The sequence below is a fragment of the Streptomyces longisporoflavus genome (assembly GCF_014649775.1).
GTDB classification, from domain to species: Bacteria; Actinomycetota; Actinomycetes; order Streptomycetales; family Streptomycetaceae; genus Streptomyces; species Streptomyces longisporoflavus.
This window is the reverse complement of sequence record NZ_BMTR01000006.1, coordinates 37,631-58,979: the sequence shown is the minus strand read 5'-3', so window position 1 is coordinate 58,979 and position 21,349 is coordinate 37,631. Positions and strand designations below refer to the sequence as shown.

General features: G+C 71.7%; 17 protein-coding genes. 1 reads left to right on the top strand and 16 read right to left on the bottom strand.

The genetic code is table 11. The annotated features are described in order from the left end of the window. The first annotated feature begins 86 nt into the window (after window positions 1–86). A complete protein-coding gene (locus IE226_RS14000; RefSeq protein ID WP_229870909.1) occupies window positions 87–737 on the top strand; it encodes a phosphatase PAP2 family protein in 651 nt (216 codons plus the stop codon). A gap of 17 nt (window positions 738–754) precedes the next feature. Here the strand turns inward: IE226_RS14000 and IE226_RS13995 are convergent, their stop codons facing one another. The 16 genes from IE226_RS13995 to asnB are packed head-to-tail and all read right to left on the bottom strand — an operon-like array spanning window position 755 to window position 21,348. After that, complete coding sequence (locus IE226_RS13995) at window positions 755–2,083, bottom strand: glutamate-1-semialdehyde 2,1-aminomutase (RefSeq protein WP_190081515.1); 1,329 nt, start codon at window positions 2,081–2,083, stop codon at window positions 755–757. A gap of 7 nt (window positions 2,084–2,090) precedes the next feature. Further along, window positions 2,091–2,642: a dTDP-4-dehydrorhamnose 3,5-epimerase family protein gene (locus IE226_RS13990; RefSeq protein WP_190081514.1), complete on the bottom strand. Its 552-nt coding sequence runs from the start codon at window positions 2,640–2,642 to the stop codon at window positions 2,091–2,093. Beyond that, window positions 2,639–3,865 carry a polysaccharide pyruvyl transferase family protein gene (locus tag IE226_RS13985; protein ID WP_190081513.1) on the bottom strand — a complete coding sequence of 409 codons (1,227 nt, stop codon included), beginning with the start codon at window positions 3,863–3,865 and terminating at the stop codon, window positions 2,639–2,641. The genes IE226_RS13990 and IE226_RS13985 overlap by 4 nt, the downstream gene beginning before the upstream one ends. Then, the gene (locus tag IE226_RS13980) at window positions 3,862–4,809 is read right to left on the bottom strand and encodes a glycosyltransferase family 2 protein (protein WP_190081512.1); all 948 of its coding nucleotides are present in this window, start codon (window positions 4,807–4,809) and stop codon (window positions 3,862–3,864) included. Before IE226_RS13980 ends, IE226_RS13985 begins: the two co-directional genes overlap by 4 nt. Beyond that, window positions 4,806–6,089, bottom strand: a complete 1,284-nt coding sequence (locus IE226_RS13975; protein WP_190081511.1) for an MATE family efflux transporter — start codon at window positions 6,087–6,089, stop codon at window positions 4,806–4,808. The genes IE226_RS13980 and IE226_RS13975 overlap by 4 nt, the downstream gene beginning before the upstream one ends. 5 nt (window positions 6,090–6,094) lie before the next feature. Then, entirely contained in the window at window positions 6,095–7,384 is a 1,290-nt protein-coding gene (locus IE226_RS13970; protein WP_190081510.1) for a DUF4910 domain-containing protein, read from the bottom strand. Continuing rightward, window positions 7,381–8,406 (bottom strand): NAD-dependent epimerase/dehydratase family protein, encoded by a 1,026-nt coding sequence (locus IE226_RS13965; protein ID WP_190081509.1) that lies wholly within the window; start codon window positions 8,404–8,406, stop codon window positions 7,381–7,383. Before IE226_RS13965 ends, IE226_RS13970 begins: the two co-directional genes overlap by 4 nt. A gap of 3 nt (window positions 8,407–8,409) precedes the next feature. Next, window positions 8,410–9,072 (bottom strand): PIG-L deacetylase family protein, encoded by a 663-nt coding sequence (locus IE226_RS13960; protein WP_190081508.1) that lies wholly within the window; start codon window positions 9,070–9,072, stop codon window positions 8,410–8,412. Further along, window positions 9,069–9,863 (bottom strand): glycosyltransferase family protein, encoded by a 795-nt coding sequence (locus tag IE226_RS13955; protein WP_190081507.1) that lies wholly within the window; start codon window positions 9,861–9,863, stop codon window positions 9,069–9,071. The genes IE226_RS13960 and IE226_RS13955 overlap by 4 nt, the downstream gene beginning before the upstream one ends. Continuing rightward, window positions 9,860–11,095 (bottom strand): class I SAM-dependent methyltransferase, encoded by a 1,236-nt coding sequence (locus tag IE226_RS13950; protein ID WP_190081506.1) that lies wholly within the window; start codon window positions 11,093–11,095, stop codon window positions 9,860–9,862. Before IE226_RS13950 ends, IE226_RS13955 begins: the two co-directional genes overlap by 4 nt. Further along, entirely contained in the window at window positions 11,096–12,367 is a 1,272-nt protein-coding gene (locus tag IE226_RS13945; RefSeq protein WP_190081821.1) for a glycosyltransferase, read from the bottom strand. Between the two features lie 2 nt (window positions 12,368–12,369). Continuing rightward, the gene (locus IE226_RS13940) at window positions 12,370–13,680 is read right to left on the bottom strand and encodes an O-antigen ligase family protein (protein ID WP_190081505.1); all 1,311 of its coding nucleotides are present in this window, start codon (window positions 13,678–13,680) and stop codon (window positions 12,370–12,372) included. 1 nt (window position 13,681) lies between these two features. Further along, a complete protein-coding gene (locus tag IE226_RS13935) occupies window positions 13,682–15,205 on the bottom strand; it encodes a right-handed parallel beta-helix repeat-containing protein (protein WP_190081504.1) in 1,524 nt (507 codons plus the stop codon). 19 nt (window positions 15,206–15,224) lie between these two features. Further along, window positions 15,225–17,201, bottom strand: a complete 1,977-nt coding sequence (locus IE226_RS13930; protein ID WP_190081503.1) for an alginate lyase family protein — start codon at window positions 17,199–17,201, stop codon at window positions 15,225–15,227. Next, entirely contained in the window at window positions 17,198–19,387 is a 2,190-nt protein-coding gene (locus IE226_RS13925; RefSeq protein WP_190081502.1) for a bi-domain-containing oxidoreductase, read from the bottom strand. The genes IE226_RS13930 and IE226_RS13925 overlap by 4 nt, the downstream gene beginning before the upstream one ends. Window positions 19,388–19,419: 32 nt before the next feature. Continuing rightward, complete coding sequence (asnB, locus tag IE226_RS13920) at window positions 19,420–21,348, bottom strand: asparagine synthase (glutamine-hydrolyzing) (protein ID WP_190081501.1); 1,929 nt, start codon at window positions 21,346–21,348, stop codon at window positions 19,420–19,422. Between the last annotated feature and the right edge of the window lies 1 nt (window position 21,349).

Below are 21,349 nucleotides of genomic sequence, written 5' to 3'. Positions count from 1 at the left end.
CTCACCGGTCGGACGAGGGGCCGCGCCCCGACCCCGTCGCAGACGCCTCGGGGAAACAAGATCCGGAACACCACTTACCGTCCGCGGTGCTTCCCCCGCCCCTGCGCGGGTGGCTCGGGCTGGTCGCCGTCCTCGCCGTGCTGCCGGTCGTCGTGCTGGGGGTCATGTACTCCGGCCACGGCGAGTCCGGCACGGTGGACAGGTGGTTCATCCAGCCGACGGACGACAGCGTGCGCCAACCCTGGCGCGGCGTCGCTCTGGCCACCGATTTCCTGGCGGAGCCCGCCGGGGCGGCGCTGCTGATCGTGGCCGCCGTGGCGGGCTGCCTGCTGCTGCGGCGGCCTCGTACGGCCGTGTTCGCCGTGCTGGCCACCGGCCTGGCCGTCGTGGCGGCGACGCTGCTCAAGTCCCTGGTGGGACGCACCATCCACGGCCCCGACAACCTCTCCTACCCGAGCGGGCACGCTGCCTTCCTCACGGCGTTCGCCCTCGTGGCCGCGCTGTTCGCGGCAGGACGGCTCGGCCTCGGCAGGACGGCGGGGCTGCTGCTCGTGCTCGCCGCCGCGGTGGTGGCCGGCGTCGCCATGGGCTGGGCGCAGGTCGCCCTGGGCGCGCACTACCCGACCGACATCCTCGGCGGCTGGTGCACGGCGCTTGCCGTGGTGCCGGTGACCGCCCTGCTGGTCGACCGGGTCGCCGACCGGGTGGCCGACAGCGGCCCGTGGAAGCACCGCTGACGGAACGTCACCTCACCTCATGCGAAGGGCCGGAAGACCGGCTTCACCGGCCGCCCCGCCAGCCACGGAGTGGGGTCACCGGCGTCAAGTGCTTTGCGGTAGACCGCACATGCGCGGGCCACCGCATCGACGGTGTGGGCGATGTCCGTGTCGTCCAGCGCGCTGCTCACCACGAACGAGGGGGCGAGCACCCCGCCCGCAAGGAGCTGGCGCAGGAACAGGGTGCGGTAGGGCTGCGACGGCTCCCCGTTCTCGTCGAGAGTGGCGAAGACCAGATTGCTGGCCCGGCCCCGGACCAGGACGTGGTCGCCGACGCCCATGCCGGCCGCGGCCTCGCGCACACCGGCCGCCAATCGCTCGCCGATGGCGTGCAGGCGCGCGGTGACGTCCTCCTTGACGTACGTGGCGCACACGGCCATGGCGGCCGCCAGGGAGTGTGTCTCGGCACCGTGCGTGGTGGAGAGCAGGAACACCCGCTCGCCGGAGTGGCGGAGCCCGCCCCGCTCCATCAGGTCGCGGCGCCCGGCGAGCGCGGAGACGGCGAACCCGTTGCCCAGCGCCTTGCCGAACGTGGAGAGGTCGGGCGTGACGCCGTACAGCCCCTGGGCGCCCGCCTCGGACCAGCGGAAGCCGGTGATCATCTCGTCGAAGACCAGTACGCAGCCGTGCCGGTCGGCGAGATCGCGCAGCCCCGCGAGGTAGCCGGGCGGCGGCTCGGTGTGGGTGGTGGCCGGTTCGAGGATCAGGCAGGCGATCTCGCCCTCGTACCGGCTGAGCAGTTCCTCCGTGGCGGCCAGGTCCCCGTACGGGAACGCCACGGTGAGGTCGGTCGTCGCCGCCGGGATGCCTGCGTTCATCGGTGTGGTGCCGATGAACCAGTCGTCGACGGAGAAGAACGGATGGTCGCCGCAGATGGCCACCCGCGGGCGCCCGGTGACGGCGCGGGCGAGGCGTACCGCGCCGGTGGTGGCGTCGGAGCCGTTCTTCGCGAACTTCACCATCTCGGCGGTCGGCACGGTGGCCAGGAAGCGTTCCGCGGCGTCGGCCTCCACGATGGACGGCCGTACGAAGTTGCTGCCCCGGTCGAGTTCGCGCCGCACCGCTTCGAGCACGCGCGGGTGGGCGTGGCCGAGGCTGACCGACCGCAGCCCCGAGCCGTACTCGATGTAGCGGTTGCCGTCGACGTCCCACACATGGGCGCCGTGGCCGTGGCTGATGACCGGCGCCAAGTGCTCGGGGTACTGGTCGTCGCCCTTGGCGTAGGTGTGCGCGCCGCCGGGGATCATGGTGTGCAGCCGCTCGTTCGCCCTGTGCGATCGCGGCAGTCGGAAGTCTTCGGTGCTCACTCCGGCCTCAGTTCTCTTGTTGCTTCAGGGCTTCGGCGAGGCTCGGCGCCTCGCGGTCCCGCTTCGACATCAACGCGGGCGGCAGCGGCCACGGAATGGCGAGCTCCGGGTCGTCGAAGGCGATCGTCACGTCTTCGGCCGGATCGTGCGGCCGGTCGATCCGGTACGAGGTGTCGGCGGTCTCGGTCAGCGCCTGGAAGCCGTGCGCGCATCCCGCCGGGATGTACAGGGTCGCCTGTGTCTCGCCGGACAGCTCGAAGAAGGCCCGGCCCAGGTAGGTCGGCGAGTCCGGGCGCAGGTCCACGACGACGTCGAAGATCTTCCCGTACGAGCACCGCACGAGCTTGGCCTCGCCGGCTCCGGAGCGCAGGTGCATCCCGCGCAGCACCCCCCGGACCGACCGGGACACGCTGTCCTGGATGAAGGCGTCCGGGTCCAGGCCCACCGAGCGGACCACGTCGGCGTCGAACGTACGGCAGAAGAAGCCGCGTTCGTCGGCGTACGGCGTCGGCTCGAACAGGTATGCCCCGGCTATCGCCGGGACTTCGGTCACCTTCATGTGGCCTCCCGCAGGATGTGGTCGCTCGCCGGGAACAGGGCCGCGGTCAGGGCGGTGAACTGGTCGTCGAGACGCCGTGTGGCGAGCTGGTTCTGCTCGACGAGGGCCCGCCGCACCTCGGCCGAGTTCTGTTCGAGTGCCCGGAACTGTTCGAGCAGTCGGCCGGTGTCCAGGTCGCGGGCCGATTGGCAGTACGCGCCGAGGCCCATGCGGTCCATGAGCGCGTCGCTCTTGGCCGAATAGCTGACGGCGAGCGTCGGCGTGCCGACCTTCAGCGCGCAGATCAGGTTGTGGTACCGGGTCGCGACCACGGTGTCGGCGGCCGCCATCTCCTTCATCAGGTCGTCGAGCGTGGCCGTCTCGGCCGCGGTGACCAGCGGCGAGTCCACCGCGTCGAGGATCGCCTCGGCCACCGGCCGGTCGAGATCGTCGCCGGTGACGAGGCGGACCGGTCTGCCGTCCTCGACCAGCGCGCGCACGAACGCGGTCGTCCCGTCGAGGTAGCGCCGGTTGATCTCGGCGGCCCTGGCGCGCTCGTCGTTGCTGCCGTGGAAGTCCATGACGCCGACGCAGACCGGGCCCGGCGGCCCGGCGGGCTCGTTCGCCGACGGCGTCGGCAGGGCGAACACGAGGTCCTCGTAGACCTTGTCGCGCTTGGTGTCCACGCGCATCGCCCGCATCGCTTCGCGGGACTGGTCGTCCCGGAACGAGCGGTAGGCGGCGAGCCGTGCCGACCAGCGCACCAGGGTCCGGGTCGGCCGGTTGCCGATCGGGCCGGCGCCGACGCTGACCAGGGCGACCCGGGTGCCGAAGAGCCGGCCGGTCGCGCAGAGCAGGAACAGCGAGTAGGGGAAGCCCCACGGCCGCAGCGGCAGCGTGGTCTCCAGGACGCCCGTGCCCGGCACGATCACCACGTCGTGCCGACGCACCCAGGCGGCGGTGCGGACGACGTCGACGAGTTTGCCCAGGCCCTTGGCCGCGATCGCGCCCGCGCGTGACGCGGTGCGGTACTCGCCGCGGTACCAGTTCAGCCGTGTCGCGGGGATCCGGTACCGGGCCGTGACGTCCTCGGGTCCGCCGCACAGCGCGTCCACGACCGCCTTCGGGTGCTCGGCGCGGAGGAATCCGAGCACGGCCTCGAGCGACCCGTTGTTGCCGACGTTGCCGGAGCCGAGCAGGCCGAACACCCCGACACGCAGCGCGGTTTCGTCTCCGGATGTCATGCCTGCCTCTTTTCACGGCCGGCGACGAGGTCGTCGACGGAGACGGTGAGCAGGTCCGGGTCGACCGGGGCACGGTCCTCGACCCGTTCTCCGGCGCCCGGCCGGGCCCGGCTGGTCATCCACGCGGCCAGGTGGCGGTAGCAGGCGCGCCGGTCGGCCGCGGAGAGCGGGGCCCGCCGGATCGCCTCGACGAAACCCAGGACGTACTCGGCGAGCAGCCGGGGTGTCGGGTGCAGCCGTCCTGCCCGGCGCGGGTCGAGGTTGACGCACCGGGAGCGCACGGAGGGGTTCGCCCGCTCGGCGCGGGTGGGGTGGTCGCGGCGGAAGTACAGCAGCTCGGGCACCTGGTGGAAAGGTCCGTGCAGGGCGATCTCGGCGACGAAGGTGCGGTCCGCGTGGTGGTAGCTGTCGTGCGGCCTCACCCGGCGCAGCACGTCGGCCCGCATCACTCCGTAGAAGTCGTCGCCGCCGGGCTCGAACAGCATGCTGCGAAAGCGTTCCGGCGCGCGGGGCGAGTCGGTGGCGAGCGTGTATTCGTAGGGCACCGTCACCTTGCCGTCGCCGTCGATGACCGCCTGGTCGGCGTGCGCGAGGATCACGTCGGGGCGTTCGTCCAGCGCTTCCACGCAGCGCCGCAGCAGGTCCCGTGCGTACAGGTCGTCGTGCGACGCCCACTTGAACAGTTCGCCGCGGCACTGGGTGAACACGTAGTTGTGGTTCGGGGCTGCGCCGATGTTGCGCAGCAGCCGGATGTATCGGATGCGCGAGTCCTTCGCGGCGTACTCGTGGCAGATGTCCCGGGTCTTGTCGGTCGAGGCGTTGTCGGTGATGACCAGCTCGAAGTCCTCGTAGGTCTGGCCGAGCAGCGCGTCGAGGGACTCGGCGAGGTACTCCTCGCCGTTGTAGACGGGCAGGCCGATGCTCAACCGGGGATGGGCGGTCATTGCGTCCTCACTTCGGGAATGGGGTTCTGGCGGCGCTCGCGCAGAGCGGACCGCAGTTGCAGCCACCACACGGCGGAGCTGCAGAGGGACGCGGTGGCGACGCCCCAGGCCGAGCCGGGCGTGCCGGCGATGAGTGCCCCGCCGAGCCCGCCGCCGACGTAGCAGGTGGAGGCGAACAGCTGGCAGCGCAGGCTGCGCCGGGCCGCGGCGAGGGCGCGGAGGCCGGCCGCCGCGCCGGTGCCGATGCCTGCGCCCGCGACGCCGAGCGTGACCGGCACGATGATCGCCGAAGCGGAGCTCCAGACGTCGCCGAGAACGAACTCGCCGCCCCGGTCCGGCACAAGGAGCAGCGCCGCGCCCCAGAGCAGCGCGCCGACGGCCTGTCCGGCGCCGAGGTAGAGGCAGAACCGGCCGAGCCGTTCCGGTGCCTGGCGCAGCATCCGGGCCGCCTCCGCGACGGTGACCAGCGTCAGCCCCATCAGTACGGCGAGGAACGGGCCGAGCAGCAGTTCGGCGCCCCGGATCACGCCCACCGCGCTGACCCCGACGATCGCGCCGAGCCCGTAGGCCCGCAGCTGGCTGGAGCCGCTGACGCCGACGTTCTCGACGAGGTACCGGTAGCTGAGGTCGCGGTGCTCGCGGAGCCAGTCGCGCGCTCCGGTGAGCCGGGGCCGGATGCCGGACTGGAAACAGCCGTACACCGCGGCCACCGTGGCGGACGCGCCCCAGGCGAGCACGAAAGCGGTCACGGTGCCCACGCGGGCCGCCACCACCATGGCCGGCACGAGCGCGACGCCCCACACGACGTCGTTCACGAACGCCTTCTGACCGCTGCCCGCGGCGAAGAACGAGTACCGCCAGGCGTCCTGTACGAGGAGCCCCGGCAGCATCAGGCCGAGGCCGGCGAAGGCGGGCCCCACCCGGCCGCCGAGAGCGAGGCCGATGACCACACAGGCCGCGCCGATGACGACACCGACGCCGAGCGCGGTGCCCGACGACCGGGCGACCGCCCCGCGCCAGGAGGTGTCCGACACGCCGCTGAAGCGCACCACGAGCGGGTCGGTGGCCAGGCCGCGGGAGACGCTGAGGACCACTCCGTAGGTCACCCAGGCCAGGCTGAACACGCCGAACGCGGTCAAGCCGAGGGAGCGGGCGACGTAGATCCCCACCGCGAAGTTGGACAGGCTGGAGGCCGCCTGGTCGGCGAGGCCCCAGGACAGCCGGCCGAGGATGGCCCGTCTGGCGGCGGGCCGGGCCGTCTTCTCCTCCCCGGTGGTCATCGGCGTCACGCTTTGATCAGCCCTGCGCCGTGCAGGGCGTCGGCCGCGGCGGCGACGGTGTCGAACGGCAGCCCGGACCGCTCGGCGACGTCGAGCAGATCGTGCTCGCCGTCGGAGAGGTTGAGCACCCAGAGCATGGCCAGCTGGGCCTCCTTGGTGTCACTGCGGCCGCCGAGCGCGTCGTACAGACCGCGCCGTCCCAACTGCGGTTCTCCGTAGGGGCTGAGGTTCAGATAGCGCCGGTTGCGGTCGAGGACGGCGAACGCCTCGCGGCAGACATCGAGGGTGTCCGCCATCGCCGCCGGGAACACGAAGTCCGGGTTGTCGCCCGAGGTGTGGTACTCCGGGTACTCGGCGTACGGGGTCCTGCTGAGCGAGCCCACGCCGAGGTTGAACCCGGGTGAGCAGTACTGCCGCTCGTCATAGCCGTACGGAGTGAACTCGGTGACGCGGTGCGGGCGTTCGGAGGCCTGGAGCACGTGTTGCAGCACCCGGTCGATCTCCGCGTCGCCGCGCCTGCTCCGTTTGTACGTCAGTTGGCCCGAGTCGCCGGCGCAGGCGAGCACGAGGCCGTGCTTGATCTGGTCCACCCGCTCCTTGTTCCGGGCCAGCCAGGTGATGGCCCCCACGGTGCCGGGCGCGAAGATGAACCGATAGGTGTAGTACGGAGTCGTCTCCGCGAGCGCCCTGGCCAGGAACGTCGCCACGGCGATCCCGGCGAGGTTGTCGTTGGCCAGCGACGGATGGCAGACGTGGCAGGAGACGATCACCTCGTCGGGCACCTGTCCGGGGACGACGTGCTCGGCGTAGGTGAGATGGCCGTCGGCGAGCGTGGAGTCGACGCACACCTCGTACTCGCCGTCGGGCAGCGCGTCCAGGGTCTCCTGCGCCAGACAGAATCCCCAGGCCGGCTTGTAGTAGCTGGTGCGGTACGGCACCAGGGTCGGCTGGTCGGGCAGGGTGTGCAGATGCTCGCGGAGTTCTGCCAGCGGCATGGTCCTCGACACCGGCACGCTGTAGCCGAGCACGTGCAGGCTGGACGCGGCGAAGTCGACGACCCGGTTGCCGGCGGCGTCGGCGACGTAGGCGTCCCGGATGTTCCACTCCTGCGGCACCGTCCAGTCGAGCACCTGCGTCCCGGTCGGCACCTCGTGCACCTGCAAGGGGATGTACTCGCCGACGATGTCCAGGGTGGCGCGCACGCCGTCGCCCGTGATGCTGCGGCAGAGCGGGTAGAGCCGCTCCACCAGCGCGTGCATCTGTTCGCCGGCGCCTTCCTCGAACTGCGGTGTCATCCGCGCCGCCGCAGGGTGTCGTCGACGGTGCCGGCTTCGGACGCCGCGCGCAGCACGGCGAGGCGGGTGAAGCGCTGCTCGAAGTCCTCGCGGGTGAGTCCGAACTTGCGGTAGGCGTCGGCGAGTTCGAGCGCGCCCTGCTTGACCGTCCACTCGCAGTCGAAGCCGGGGATCGCGGCGCGGAACCGGGAGAAGTCCACCCGGTAGGACCGCGGGTCGGCGCCGTTCTCCCCCGTGATCCGCATCTTCGCGCCGGACACCGCCTCGGCGACCTGCTCGGCGATCTCGGCGACCGTGACGTTGTTGGTCTCGCTGCCGATGTTGAACGCCCGGTCGTGCACCGCCTCTCGCGGCGCGTCGAGCGCGGCGGTGAAGGCCCGCGCGATGTCGGCGGCGTGCACCAGCGGGCGCCAGGGCGTGCCGTCGGAGAGCACGAGCACCTCGCCGGACAGGAGCGCGTGGCCCACCAGGTTGTTCAGGACGATGTCGGCGCGCAGCCGGGGCGAGTAGCCGAACGCGGTGGCGTTGCGCATGTACACCGGGCTGAAGTCGCCGTCGGCAAGCGCGTGCAGGTCGTCCTCGACGCGCACCTTGGACTCGGCGTACGGCGTGACCGGGCGCAGCGGGGCGTCCTCGCCGACCAGGTCGCCGCCGCCCGCGGCGCCGTAGACCGAGCAGGTGGACGCGTACAGGAAGCGCTTCACTCCGGCCTCGCGGGCCAGCCGGGCGAGCTGTACGGACGCGTGATGGTTGATGTCGTAGGTGAGTTCCGGCGCGAGCGACCCCAGCGGGTCGTTGGAGAGCGCGGCCAGGTGGATCACTGCGTCCACCCCGGCCACGTGTTCGGGCGTGAGGTCGCGCAGGTCCACTTGGTGGCCCTGCGGGTCCGCGGGCGGCGGGCCGAGCACGCAGTCGGCGAACAGACCGGCGTCAAGGCCGACGACTTCGTGTCCGGCGGCCGTGAGTACCGGGGCCATGACGGTGCCCAAGTAGCCCTGGTGTCCGGTGAGCAGTACGCGCAAGGTTCATTCCCCCAGGTCGGAAGTGCCGAGATCGAGCGTGAGTTTGGTGACGGCGAACGCCTCGGCGTATCGCGCGTGGCATTCGATGCCCCGGATCCGGGCGAGGCCGAGGAAGGCCTCCCGGTCGTACCAGGGCCGGTGCCGCTGCGAGGGATAGTGCTCCTGCAGCAGCCGCACCTTCTGTTCGGCGGTCTTTGGCGCCAGCGGCTGGTAGGCCGCCATGCGGCCGAGGTCGCCGTCCCATTTGACGATCTCGTAGCCGAGTACGAGGTGGTCGCGGAAGGCGGTGGTCATCAGCTGCGCCAGGCCGCGGTGGTCCTGGTGCGCGTCATCGGTGCGCGGGGCGAGGACCAGGTCCGGCTCGGTCCGCTCGCGCAGCTCCTCGACGGCGGCCTTGGCCTCCTCCCACTGCGCGGGCAGCCTGCCGTCCGTCAGTTTGAGCACGGTCAGGCGCAGATCGGCGCCCGGGCAGAAGGCGGCGAGCGCGGCCTGCTCCTCCTGCTCGCGCTCGCTGCCGCCGCCGGTGAGCACGAGGGCGTCGACGCGGATACCCGGCCGCGCCCGGCACAGCGCGAGCAGCGTGCCGCCCGCGCCGATGGCGATGTCGTCGCAGTGGGCGCCCACCGCGACGACCCGGTCGAGGCGACCGGACCCGAGCCGGATCACGCGATCACCCCGGCACTGTCCCGCTCCCACACGGCCCACGGGCGCTCGCCGCGGGCGTAGGCCTCGTCGAGCGCGGCCCGCTCCTTGACGGTGTCGGTCGGCTTCCAGAAGCCGCGGTGCTGGTGCGCCACGAGGCGTCCCTGCTTGGCGAGGCCGCCGCATCCGTCGGCGACCAGGTCACCGTTCTCCGGTATGTGGTCGAAGACCTCCTGGCGCAGCACGAAGTAGCCGCCGTTCTCCCACATCGGCAGTTCGCTGACCGGGGTGATGCCCCCGACCAGGCCGTCCTCGCCCAGCTCCACGCAGTGGAACGAGGACTGCGGCGGCACCACCATCATCGACGCGCCCGCGTCACGCACGGCGAACCGGTCGATCATCTCGGGCAGCGGGGCGTCGGTGAGCACGTCGGCGTAGTTGGCGAGGAACATCTCGTCGCCGTCCAGGTGGTGGCGCACCCGGCGGAGCCGTTCGCCGATCGGTGACTCGATGCCGGTCTGCGCGAACGTGATCGTCCAGTCCGAGATGTCCGTGGAGAGCAGCTCGGTCTTCCCTCCCCGCAGCACGAAGTCGTTGGACGTCGTCTCCTCGTAGTTGAGGAAGAAGTTCTTGATGTGGTGCGCCCCGTACCCCAGGCACAGGATGAACTCCGTGTGCCCGAAGTGCGCGTAGTAGCGCATCACGTGCCAGATCAGCGGCCGCGGGCCGACCATCGCCATCGGCTTGGGCACGTCGTCCGCGGCGCCGCTGCGCATCCGCATCCCGTAACCGCCGCAGAACAGTACGACCTTCATCGCTTGACCTCGACAATGCTCAGTTCCGGGATGGGAAAGACAAGGCGGCCGCCCCACTCGTGCACGTACGCGAGCTGCTCGACCAGTTCGGTCCGCAGGTTCCACGGCAGGACGAGGACGTAGTCGGGCTTGTCGACGCCGATCTGCTCGGGCGGCAGGATCGGGATGCGGGTGCCCGGCGTGAACCTGCCGTGCTTGTACGGGTTGCGGTCGACCGTGTAGGCGAGCAGGTCGGGCCGGATGCCGCAGTGGTTGAGCAGGGTGTTGCCCTTGCCCGGGGCGCCGTAGCCGACGACCGTCTTGCCGTCCTCGGCCGCCGTGACGAGGAACTTCAGGAGGTCCCTGCGCACCTTGGCCACCCGCGCGGAGAACTCGGTGTACCCGGACAGCTCCTGGAGACCGGCGGCCTTCTCCCTGTCGAGGACGTCAAGCACCCTCTGGGACGGCTCGCCCGCCACTTCGGAGGGCCGGGCCCACAGCCGGATGGAGCCGCCGTGCGTGGGCAGCAACTCGACGTCCACGAGCGCGAGTCCGCCGCTCGCGAGCGCCCGGATCGCGGACGCGACCGTGTAGTACTGGAAGTGCTCGTGGTAGATCGTGTCGTACTGGTTCTCCTCGATCAGGGTCAGCAGGTGCTGCACCTCGATGGAGACCCAGCCGTCGTCGGCGACCAGGGCGCGCAGTCCCTCGGTGAAGCCGACCACGTCGGGGATGTGCGCGTACACGTTGTTGGCCACGACCAGATCGGCCGGGCCGTTCGCGGCGCGGACGGCCGCACCGGTCTCCGGGCTCAGGAACTCCGTGAGCGTGGGGACACCCGCGTCCCGTGCCGCGGCGCCGACGTTCACCGACGGCTCGATGCCCAGGCAGCGGATCCCCCGGTCCACCACGTGCTTCAGCAGGTACCCGTCGTTGCTCGCGACCTCGACCACGAAGGCGTCGGAGCCGAGCCCCGCCCGCTCCACCGCGTCGGCGACGAACGTGCGCGCGTGCTCCACCCAGGACGTCGAGAAGGAGGAGAAGTACGCGTACTCCGTGAACGTCTCCTCCGGCTTGATCAGCGGCGGGATCTGCGCGAGCCAGCAGTCGGTGCAGACCCGCAGATGCAGCGGGTACGCCGGTTCGGGCTTGTCCAGTTGGTCGGCGGCGAGAAAACTCTCGCACGGCGGAGTAGCCCCCAGATCGACGACGCTCCCCAGCGCCGACGAGCCGCACAGTCGGCATCGTGTCATCTAATTCCCCCCAGTTCTGCTCGCGCGGGTGCCCCACCGCGAGCCAGAGTTTCCATTTCGTGCGGGCGGCGGGCTCTCCCCGCCGCCGGACCGTCCCGCGATCGCGGTGCGGTACCCCTCCACCAGGCGTTCGAGACCGACGGCCGGGCTGAAGCCCTGCTCGTAACGGTGTCGGCCGGCCCGGCCCATCTCCTGGTTCCGCGCCGGATCGGACGTGATCCGGCGCAGACAGGACGCGAGTGAGGCGGCGTCGTCAGGCCGGTGCAGCAGCCCGGTCACCCCGTCCTCGACGAGTTCGACGAAGGCTCCGTGACCGGCGGCGACGGTCGGCACCCCGGCCGCCATCGCCTCCACGACCACCAGGCCGAACGCCTCGAGCCACGTCGAGGGAGCGACCACGGCCACCGAGCGCGCGATGGCCTGCCTGCACTGCTCCGGGTCGTACAGGCCGAGGTACCGTACGTCGTCCCGGCCCGCCGCCCAGGCGGTCACCTCGTCCTTCAGCGGCCCGGTGCCGGCGATGGCGAGCGGCACGCCCACACCGCCGGACGCGGCGAGCTCGTCCCACGCGGCCATGAGCAGCCGCACGCCCTTGGCCTCCGCGAGGCGGCCGAGGTAGAGCAGATGCTCGCCGGCGCCGGATCGGCGGGCGTCCGGGTCCGGCACGAAGTTGTGCTTCACCGCGAGCCGTTCGGCGGGCATGCCGGCCCGCACCAGGATGTCGCGCTGCGCCGCGGAGATGCAGAAGAACCGTTCCACGCCGGACCACCAGCGCCGCCGGTTGACCGAGAGACTGACCGCGAGCGGCACCGTGGCGAGCTTGGAGCCCCGGTAGCAGCCGTGCCGGACGGCGGGCAGCGGCGTCCCCCCGACGCACTCGGTGCACGGACGGCCGTCCCGTTGCAGCGTGCCGGGCGGGCAGATCTGGGTGTAGTTGTGCAGCGTCGCCACGACGGGCACGCCGGCGTCGGCGCAGGCGGCGATGACGGCGGGCGACAGGAGCGGGAAGACGTTGTGGACGTGCACCACGTCGGGGCGTTCGGCACGCAGCCGGGCCGCGAGCTCGGAGCGGACCCTCGGGTTCCACGGCACGAGCAGCGGCACCGTGGCCTTGGTCGCAAGCGGCATGGCGCCGATGTCGTCGCTGCGCCGCTCGAACACCTCGACCCGGTGTCCGGCCGAGCGCAGCAGCGCCGTCTCCTGGTCGACGACGTTGTTCTCGCCGCTCGGCTGGGCCGAGGCATAGCGGTTGTGCACCACGAGGACGTGCATGCTCACGATCGCCTCCGATCTTGGGCCCAGCGCGGGATACGGCGGCGGGAAACCGCGGGCTTCGCCGGGGGCGCGGCCGCGGGCGGAGCCGCCAGGAGCGAGGCGGCAAGGGCCAGGTGCAGCAGATACGGCGAGGCGTCGCCGAGGCCGGCCTCGGTGTACGACGCGATGGCGCAGTAGCTGATCAGGAAGATCGCGCAAGCCCTCGCGAGGGACGGCGGCCGTAGCAGCGCGACGGCGCCGAGGATGGTGACGAGCGCCGCCACGAGGGTGATGCCGATCCAGCCCTGCTCGTGGTAGACGGCCAGCCAGCTGTTGTCGATCGGCAGCCCGCCGAACGACTTGTCGCCCAGGCCCATGCCGAACAGCTTCTCCGCGGTGGTCCGGGGCGCCGCGAGCAGGGCGTCCCAGACCTTGGCCCGGCCGGTGAGGCTGGTGAGGTACTCCTGGCTCTGTCCGCGCAGGAACCACGCGCGTAGCAGAGGGGCGAATCCCACCGCGGCCACCGCGGCGACGACCACCGACCAGGTGAAGAACCGGCGGGCGGCGGCGCTGGTCAGGACGAGCGAGCCGATCGCGAGGGCGAGCCCCACGAGCATGCCGAGCGTGGCCGTGCGGGTATGGGTCAGCGCGAGCAGGACGAGTGAGGGCACGATGATGACCGCCGCGCTGACCCGGTCGGTCCTGCGCCCCATGAGGAGCAGCACGGTGAGCCCGATGATCACCGCGGCGTACTGTCCGATCTGCGGCGGGGTGAGCGGCCACAGGGCGCCGACGAGCCGCCCGCCGTAGACGTCGGGCATGGCCGCGCCCGGCGAGATGAGCGCGCCGGCGGCGACCGAGCCGAGCACCGCGAAGTAGATGCGGATGTGGTGCCGTACGAACGTCTCGCTCCCGTCCCACCAGCGGCTGAGCAGCCACAGTGTGCCGATGAAGAGGGCGAAGCGGGTACAGCGGAACAGCGCGCCGAACCCGGACACCAGTTGCAGGCTGGAGATCACGCTCGGCACGAGGAGCAGGGTGAGCAGCAGCAGGAAGGCGCTGGCGTGGATGCGCAGCCGCGTGTTGAGCGCGAGCGCCAGCGTGAACGCGGCGACCAGCGCGCCCATGGTGACGACCTGGATGAGCGAGCGGGGCAGCGGGATGACGGTCTCCGCCCCGGCGGAGCCGAGCGTGTTGAGGATCAGCAGCCCCCACACGGTGCCGACGAGCTTCGGCGTGGCGGGGCGGGTGCCCGCCGTGGCCGCCCTGCCCGCCGTGTCACGCGTGTCCGCTGCGCCCGGCAGCCCGGTGCGCCGCAGGTCCTGGCTCATCTCAATCACCGTCCCGTACGCGGAGGGTGCTGCTCTCGTCCTGCTCGTACGGCGCGCCCTGCCACTGCCCGAAGTCGAGCACCCGGCTCGGGTCGTGGGCGACGAACTTCCACGGCCCGACGTAGACGTTGTCGTGCCAGCGGTTGCCCTGCTTGTGGGTGATCGCGTCGGCCACCCGCTCGCCCTTGTACGGCGACCACTTCGGATAGGTGCCGTAGTTGGCGAGGACCGCCATGCGGTCGCACCTCTCCGTGCACTTGAGGACGGACTTGTCCAGGACGAACCGGTTGGTGTGGATGTCCACCCGCTGGGTCTTCCACCGGCAGTCCGTGTAGAGCGGCGCGGTGGCGATCTTCGGCTGCGCGCAGCGGTCGGGCTCCTTCTCCAGCAACGTGCAGTCGCCGGACGAGGTGTTGGCGGGGCTGTTGCAGAACCGGTCGGCGTTCTCCCAGAGGGTGATCCCGGACCAGTTGTTCTCGAAGAGGTTGCGGTACACCTCGATCTTGTCCGTGCGGGCCCGGACCCGTGGTTCGCCGCCGGACTCGGACAGGTAGACGGTCGCGAAGGGGAAGTTGTCGCCGCCGGAGGCCCCCTTGCGGCCCTCGACCCAGTTGTTCTTCCGGACCGTGTTCTTCCTGATGACCGCGTTGTAGCTGGTCTCGTAGATCAGTGCGGCACCGTCGTTGGCCTCCAGGACGTTGTCCTCGATCCGGAAGTCGTTGTTGTTGGTGTCCGCCCACAGCCCGGTCCCGCGGTTGTCGTGCACCCAGTTGCCGCGGATGTCGGCGCCCTCGACGGCCCAGAACTTGATGCCCCCGGTGCAGCCGCAGCCTTCCCGCCGCCGCTCCCAGTCGCCGGTGTTGTTGCCCGTGATCTCGTTGCCCTCCACCACCAGATCTCGGAGGGGCCCTGTGCCCTTGTACGCGTTCATGCCGTACTGGCCGTTGTCGCGCAGGCAGTTGTCTCGGACCTGCTGACGGGCACCGGCCATCATTCCGGCGCCGGAGTTGTGCTGGATCTTCGCGTGCTCGATCACCCAGCCGTCGGCCGAGTCGTGGTTGACCACGCCCTGGTCGTGCGGGGCGACGAAACGCTGCACGGTCAGGTGGCGGATGGTGACGTCAGGGGCGTCGCCGCCGAACGCGTACTGGTTCTTCTTCCGGCCGTCGAGCACCGCGCCCGGCGCGCCGAGGTAGCGGTTGCCCTTCTTGGGGATGACCTGGGTGTGGCGCCCCGGTTCGAGCCGGTGCTTGCCCGGCCGGAGCCAGAACGTGGTGTTCGCGGGGCTGCTCTTGGTCTTCGCGGCCAGGTCGTTGATCACCGCGGGGTCGACCGTCACCGCGCCCTCCGGCGCCTTCGCCGGCCCGTCCGCGGGCTTGTCGCACACCCGGGCCACGGCGGCCCGGGCCCCGGACCCGGACGGCGCGGAGGTCGGCTCCGCCCGCTCGCCCGGCGCGCTCTCGCAGCCGGTCGCCAACAGCACGGCCGACGCGGCCACCGCCAACGCCCGGTTCCGCCAGTTCATCCCCACGTCCCCCAGCCCCCTATCCCCGGAACCTGAGCACGGTCGTGAAACCCTGCTTGCCGTCGGCGAAGCCGGTGCCGATCAGTGTCGTGGCGGGCTCCTTGCGCCCGAAGCCCGCGGAGTACCAGCCGAGCGGCGGGTTGCTCTCGCCGCGGTGCGCCCGCCAGTTCAGCGACGCGGGCAGGTCGAGCACCGCGGAGCGGTCCTCGCCGTCCCTGGTCCAGGTCAGCACTGCCCTGCTTCCCGTCAGCTCCGCGGTGATCTCCGGGCCGAGGTGGAAGGCCAACTGCGCGGCCATGCCCTGTCCGCGCACCTCGTCGATCACGCGCAACTCCCGCTCGGCGGCGCTCAGTTCGACCCGGCGGCGGTGTACTGCGCCGTCCTCGCGCTGGTAGCCGTCGTGCTCCGCGCACCAGCGGGCCGTGCCCCCGTCGGAGGCATCGGACGCGCCGGACGTGTCCGCGACCAGGACGCGGCTGCGGGCGTGCCGGGTCCACAGGAACGGGCCGCCGGAGAGGGACTGGTCACCGCCGCCGAGGCGCAGGGTGTTGTGGCCGAGGGTCGAGCGGAAGTACTGCCGCCATTCGGGCTGTCCGTGGTAGCAGAACGTCCCCGGGTCGGCGAGCACGTCGACCCCGTCGTGCCGGACCTCCACGGACAGCGCGTCGGCGTGGGCGTGCGCGGCGATGGACAGGAACCCGTGCGGTCCGCCGTCGCAGCGGCACCAGATCTCCCCCGGGCCGCGCAGGATGGTCATGCCCGCGTCGGCGAAGTGGGCCGGACGGCTTGCCGGCCGGGCGGTCTGCTTGCCCGCGTACGGCCGGACGAGCGCGGCGAGCAGCGGGGTGCGCACATCGGTGCCGGTCACCTCGGGCCACCAGGCGAGCCGGCCGAACACGGCCTCCCCGGTGGCGAGGAGGGAGCCCCAGCGGTCGGTGCCCGCTCCGTCCACCACCAGACCGTGCCCGTCGTCCGCGTCTCCCTGGCGCGGCGGCCGCAGGCGGCTGTCGACGACGGCCGCGAGCGCGTCGGTCATCCGCAGCAGCACGAGGCGGACGGCCGCGGGGACCGGCACGTCGGCTGCGTCCGCCTCGGCCACCGCGGCGAGGCCCAGCTCCAGGACAAGCCCGTGGTACTCGGTGGCCAGCTCGCGGTTGAGGCCGGAGGTGAAGGTGTTGCTCTTGAGGTGCCGTTCCAGGGACCGCAGCGCGTCGGCCCGCCAGCGCTCCGATGCGGGGAACCAGTCGAACGCGCAGGCCGCGGCGAACTGCCCGGCGGCCTCGGCGATGACGTGGTTGTTCGCCGACGAGCCCCGGCTGGGGAAGGCGGCGAGCCAGCGCTGGTGGTGCCAGATCTGGTTCAGCGCCACCGGATTGTCCTCGAAGAGCCCGGCCGCGCCCGCCCAGCCGTCGAGCAGCCGGCGGATCCACACCCAGGAGAGCAGCCGGATGCCCAGCTCGATGCCGCTGATCCAGTGCACGGCGCGCAGCGGCGGGTTGACCTCCCACCACGACCGCAGATGCGCGGCGACCCGCTCGGCGTACCGCTCGTCCCCGGTGACCGCGTAGGCGGCGGCGAGCACGGTGAGGTACTGGTGCCGGGAGGGTTCCCAGATCTGCTTGATGTCCCCGACCGCGTCCTCGTCGCGGTACGGCACGTCGAAGGCGTAGCCCCACGGCGCCCGGCGTCCGGTCTTCGGGTCGTACCACCAGTCGGGGTCGGCCATGTCGTCGCGGTCCACCCCGAAGTACGTGGCGTGCCCGTCCATCAGCCGGTCGGCCTCGGCGACGAGCCGCTTCGCGGCGTCCGGCGACACCGCGGCGATCGTCCCCGCGGGCAGCACCGCGGTGAACCGGGCGCCGCTCACGGCCGGGCAGTCGGGCGGCGCCGAGCGCCGCCACTGCCGCCTGCGCAGCGCGTCGCCCACCCGGCCCCCGACCTCCCGCGGCCCCATCCGGGACAGCCGCCGCAGGTACCAGCCCGCGCTCGTGGTCATCGGGTCCTCGTCAATGCCACAGGGGCGCCGCCGGCCAGGCCGGCCTGCACGGCGAGGGTGGCCGCCGTGGTCGCGACGAGGGAATCCAGCGGCACCGGCATCGGCCCGCCGGTGCGCACGGCCTTGACGAAGGAGGCCAGTTCGGCGTTCTGGCCCTTGTCCCTGGCCTTCGGCAGCCGCGAGCTGACCCACCGCTTGCGACCGGCTCCCCCCTCCGCGAACACCGAGGCACGCACGAAGTCGTCGAGCCGCAGCACCTTGCCGTCCGCGATCAGATCGAGGGTCTCCTTGGGGAAGCTGCCGGGGCCGGTGGTGACGTAGCTGATGGTGGCGGTGGACCCGTCCGGGTAGCCGAGGACGATCTGGAGGTCCTCGTTGCCGGAGGTGGCGGCCGCGTACACCGAGACCGGGTCGGCCCCGAGCAGCCAGCTCGCCGTGTCGATGAAGTGCCCGCCCTCTCCGGCGAACCGCGAGCCCTCGGAGTCCTGGCGGAGGTACCAGCTGCCGTGCTGCAACCGGCCCGCGTTGACGAGGTAGCGCAGGCTCGCCGGTCCTGTCCGGGTGCCGAACCGCTCCTTGGCCTCCCGCAGGAGCGGTGCGAACCGGCGGTTGAAGCCCACTTGCAGCCGGTCGTTGCCGGACTCCTCCACCGCCGCGAGCACACCGGCGAGCTCGTCCTCGGTGAGGGCCAGGGGCTTCTCGACGAATACCGCCTTGCCTGCGTGCAGGGCCTTCTTGGTCAGTTCGGCGTGCGAGCTGTGCCGGGTGACCACGAACACCGCGTCGACGGCACTGTCGCCGAGCACGGCGTCCAGATCCGTGGTCGCATCGGTGAAGCCGAACTTGCGCTTCGCGTTGGCCGCGGAGAGCGCCGTCGTCGTGACGACCGTGGACAACTCGACGCCCTCGCGGCCCGTCAGGTGCGGCAGCAGCATCGAGGTGGCGTAGTTGCCCGCCCCGACGAACGCCACGCGCACCGGAGTCCTGACGGAGCGGGCCGCCCTCGGCCGCACGGTCGCCGAGGGCACGGCCACCGTCCGGGGCCCTGCTTCCGCCGCCGCCTGCTCGGCGTAGCGGAACAGCACGGCCACGGCCTTCAACTCGCCGTCCTTCAGGCTCTGGTACGTCTCCACGGCGTCGTCGAAGTCGGCGACATGGGAGATCAGGGGCTCCACGTCGACGCAGCCGCGGGCGACCAGGTCGAGGAAGCACGCCAGGTTGCGGCGCTCGGTCCAGCGCACGTAACCGATCGGGTAATCACGCCCTTCGAGCTCGTACTCCGGGTCGTAGCGCCCGGGGCCGTAGGAGCGGGAGAACCGGACGTCGAGCTCCTTCTCGTAGTACGCGTTCCACGGCAGGTCAAGGCGGCACTTGCCGATGTCGACAACCCTGCCGCGGTCCCTGCTGAGCCGGGCGGCCAGCTCGACGGGCTGGTTGCTGCCACCACCGGCGGCCAGGTACGTCTGGTCCACGCCGTGCCCGCCGGTAAGTTCGGCGACGGCGGCTTCCACGGCCGCGGAGCCCGGATCGCCGCAGGCCGCGGCGCCCAGGCGCTCGGCGAGCTCGCAGCGGGCCGGGTCGGGGTCGGCCCCGACGACGCGGACTCCCGCCGCGACGAGGAGCTGCACCACCAGCTGCCCGATCAGGCCGAGGCCGACGACAAGAGCCACCTCGCCGAGCTGCGGCTCGCCCTGGCGGACGCCCTGCATCGCGATCGACCCGACGGTGCCGAAGGCCGCGTGCCGCGGCGCGAGCCCTTCGGGCACGGGGGCGTAGAGGTTCTTGGGCACCCAGTTGAGCTCGGCGTGCAGCGCGTGCTCGTTGCCGGCGCAGGCCACGAGGTCGCCGACCTTCACGTCGTCGACCCCGGCGCCGACCTGCTCGACCACCCCGCACAGCGAGTAGCCGAGGGGGGTGTAGGAGTCCAGCTTGCCCATCACCTTGCGGTAGGTGGCGGGCACTCCGTTGGTGGCCACGCTCTGCACGACCTTGGCCACCTGGTCGGGCCGGGAGCGGGCCTTGCCCACCATCGACATGCCGGCCTCGGACACCTTCATGAGCTCGGTCCCGGTGGATATCAGCGAGTAGGCGCTCCGGACGAGCACTCCGCCCGGCTTGCATCCCGGCACCGGGACGTCGAGCAGCGCCAGTTCGCCGCTCTTGTAGTTCTGTACGACCTGCTTCACCCGAGCTCCTCTTGTTTCAACTTCCAACGCCGTCAAGCCGCTTGCCTCTGGCCGGAGCCGGAGGTCGCGTCGCGATACCAGTACTCGAGGGTCAGCACGTGCCACAGATGCTTGGAGAAGTCTCGCTGCCCCGCGGCGTCCTCGGCGACCATCCGCTCCAGCGCTTCGCGGCGCAGGATCCCGGAACTGACCAGCACTCCGTCGTTGACCACCTCGCGCACCAGCGGTGCCAGATCCCGGCTCATCCAGGCCCGCAGCGGGGCGCTGAACAGGCCCTTGGGCCGGTACGCGATCTCCCCGGGCAGGATCGAGGTGGCCGCCTCCTTGAGGACGGCCTTGCTCTGCCGTCCGACGATCTTGCGATCGCCGGGCAGGGCGAACGCCGCCTTGACCACCTCGACGTCCACGTACGGCACCCGCACCTCGGTCGACGCGGCCATGCTGGAGCGGTCGGTGTAGGCGAGGTTCAGGCCCGGCAGGAACATCCGGGCATCGCCCAGGCACATGCGGTTGACGAAGTCGTCGAGCGTGTTGTCCTCGTAGATGTCCGCGTGTTCGGTCAGTACGTCCTCGACCGTCCCGGCCAGGTCCGGATTGACCAGGGCGAGCAGCTCGTCCTGGTCGTACATGGTGTAGCTGCGCCGGAACGCGGCCTCCTCCGACAGATCGGCGAAGGAGAGGAACCGCTTCGCGAAGCGCACCGAGCGGAATCCCCGGCGGGCCGTGGCGACCGGCAGCCGGTCCACCGCCCTGGACAGGCCGCGCCGCAGGGGCCGCGGGACGCGCTGGTAGCGCAGCGCGAGCACGTTGGCCAGGTGCTTGCGGTAGCCGGCGAACAGTTCGTCGGCGCCCATCCCCGAGAGCATCACCTTGATCCCGGCCTCGCGGGCCGCCGAGCAGATCAGGAAGGTGTTGATCGCGGCCGGGTCGCCGATCGGCTCGTCCAGGTGGTGCGTCATCCGCGGCAGCAGGTCGAGCACGTTCGGGGCGATCTCGATCTCGTGCAGGTCGACGCCGAACTGCTCGGCGACCTGCCGGGCGTAGCGCAGGTCGTCCGGCATCGCCTCGAACTTGGCGTCCTCGGGGCGGAACCCGATCGTGTAAGCGGAGATCCCGGGCCGGTCCCGGGCAGCGAGCGCGGTGAGGTAGCTGGAGTCGAGTCCGCCGGAGAGGAAGGTCGCCACGGGCACGTCGGAGAGCAGGTGCTGCCGGGTCGACTCCTCGACGACGGCGGCCAGGTCCGGCAGTTCGCCGCTGCGGGCCCGCTCCTGCCCCTCGGCGGCGACGTCGCGCAGGTTCCAGTACTGCCCGCGCTCCACCCGGCCGTCGGGCCGGCACCTGAGCCAGCTGCCCGGCGGCAGCTTCTCCGCCTCGCGGAACGCGCAACGCGAGTCCGGCACCCAGTAGTACAGCAGCGAGGCCACCAGCGCCGCGTCGTCCACCTGGAGCGAGCCGCCGGTCACGGCGGCGAGCGCCTTGAGCTCGGAGGCGAAGACGAGGCCACCGCCGCGCCGCAGCAGGAACAGCGGTTTGATGCCGAGCTGGTCGCGGGCCAGCACCAGTTCACCGGTCCGCTCGTCGAAGACGCCGAAGGCGAACATGCCGCGCAGCCGGGGCAGGCAGTCGGTGCCCCAGCGCCGCCACGCCTCGAGCAGCACCTCGGTGTCGGAGGTGCCGCGGAAGCGCACCCCGCCGGCCTCCAGTTCGGCGCGCAGCTCGGGCGCGTTGTACAGCTCGCCGTTGTACGTCAGGGCGAGTCCGCCCGAGACCATCGGCTGGGCGCCGGTCTCGGACAGGTCGATGATGGACAGGCGGCGGTGCCCGAGCTGCACTTCGCCGTCAGCGGCCCGGTGGCCGTAGCGGCCCGCCCCGTCCGGTCCGCGGTGGGCGAGGACATCGGTGAGCCGGTCGGTCACGGCTTTCCCGTCCGGCCATCTGTAGGTGCCTGCGATGCCACACATG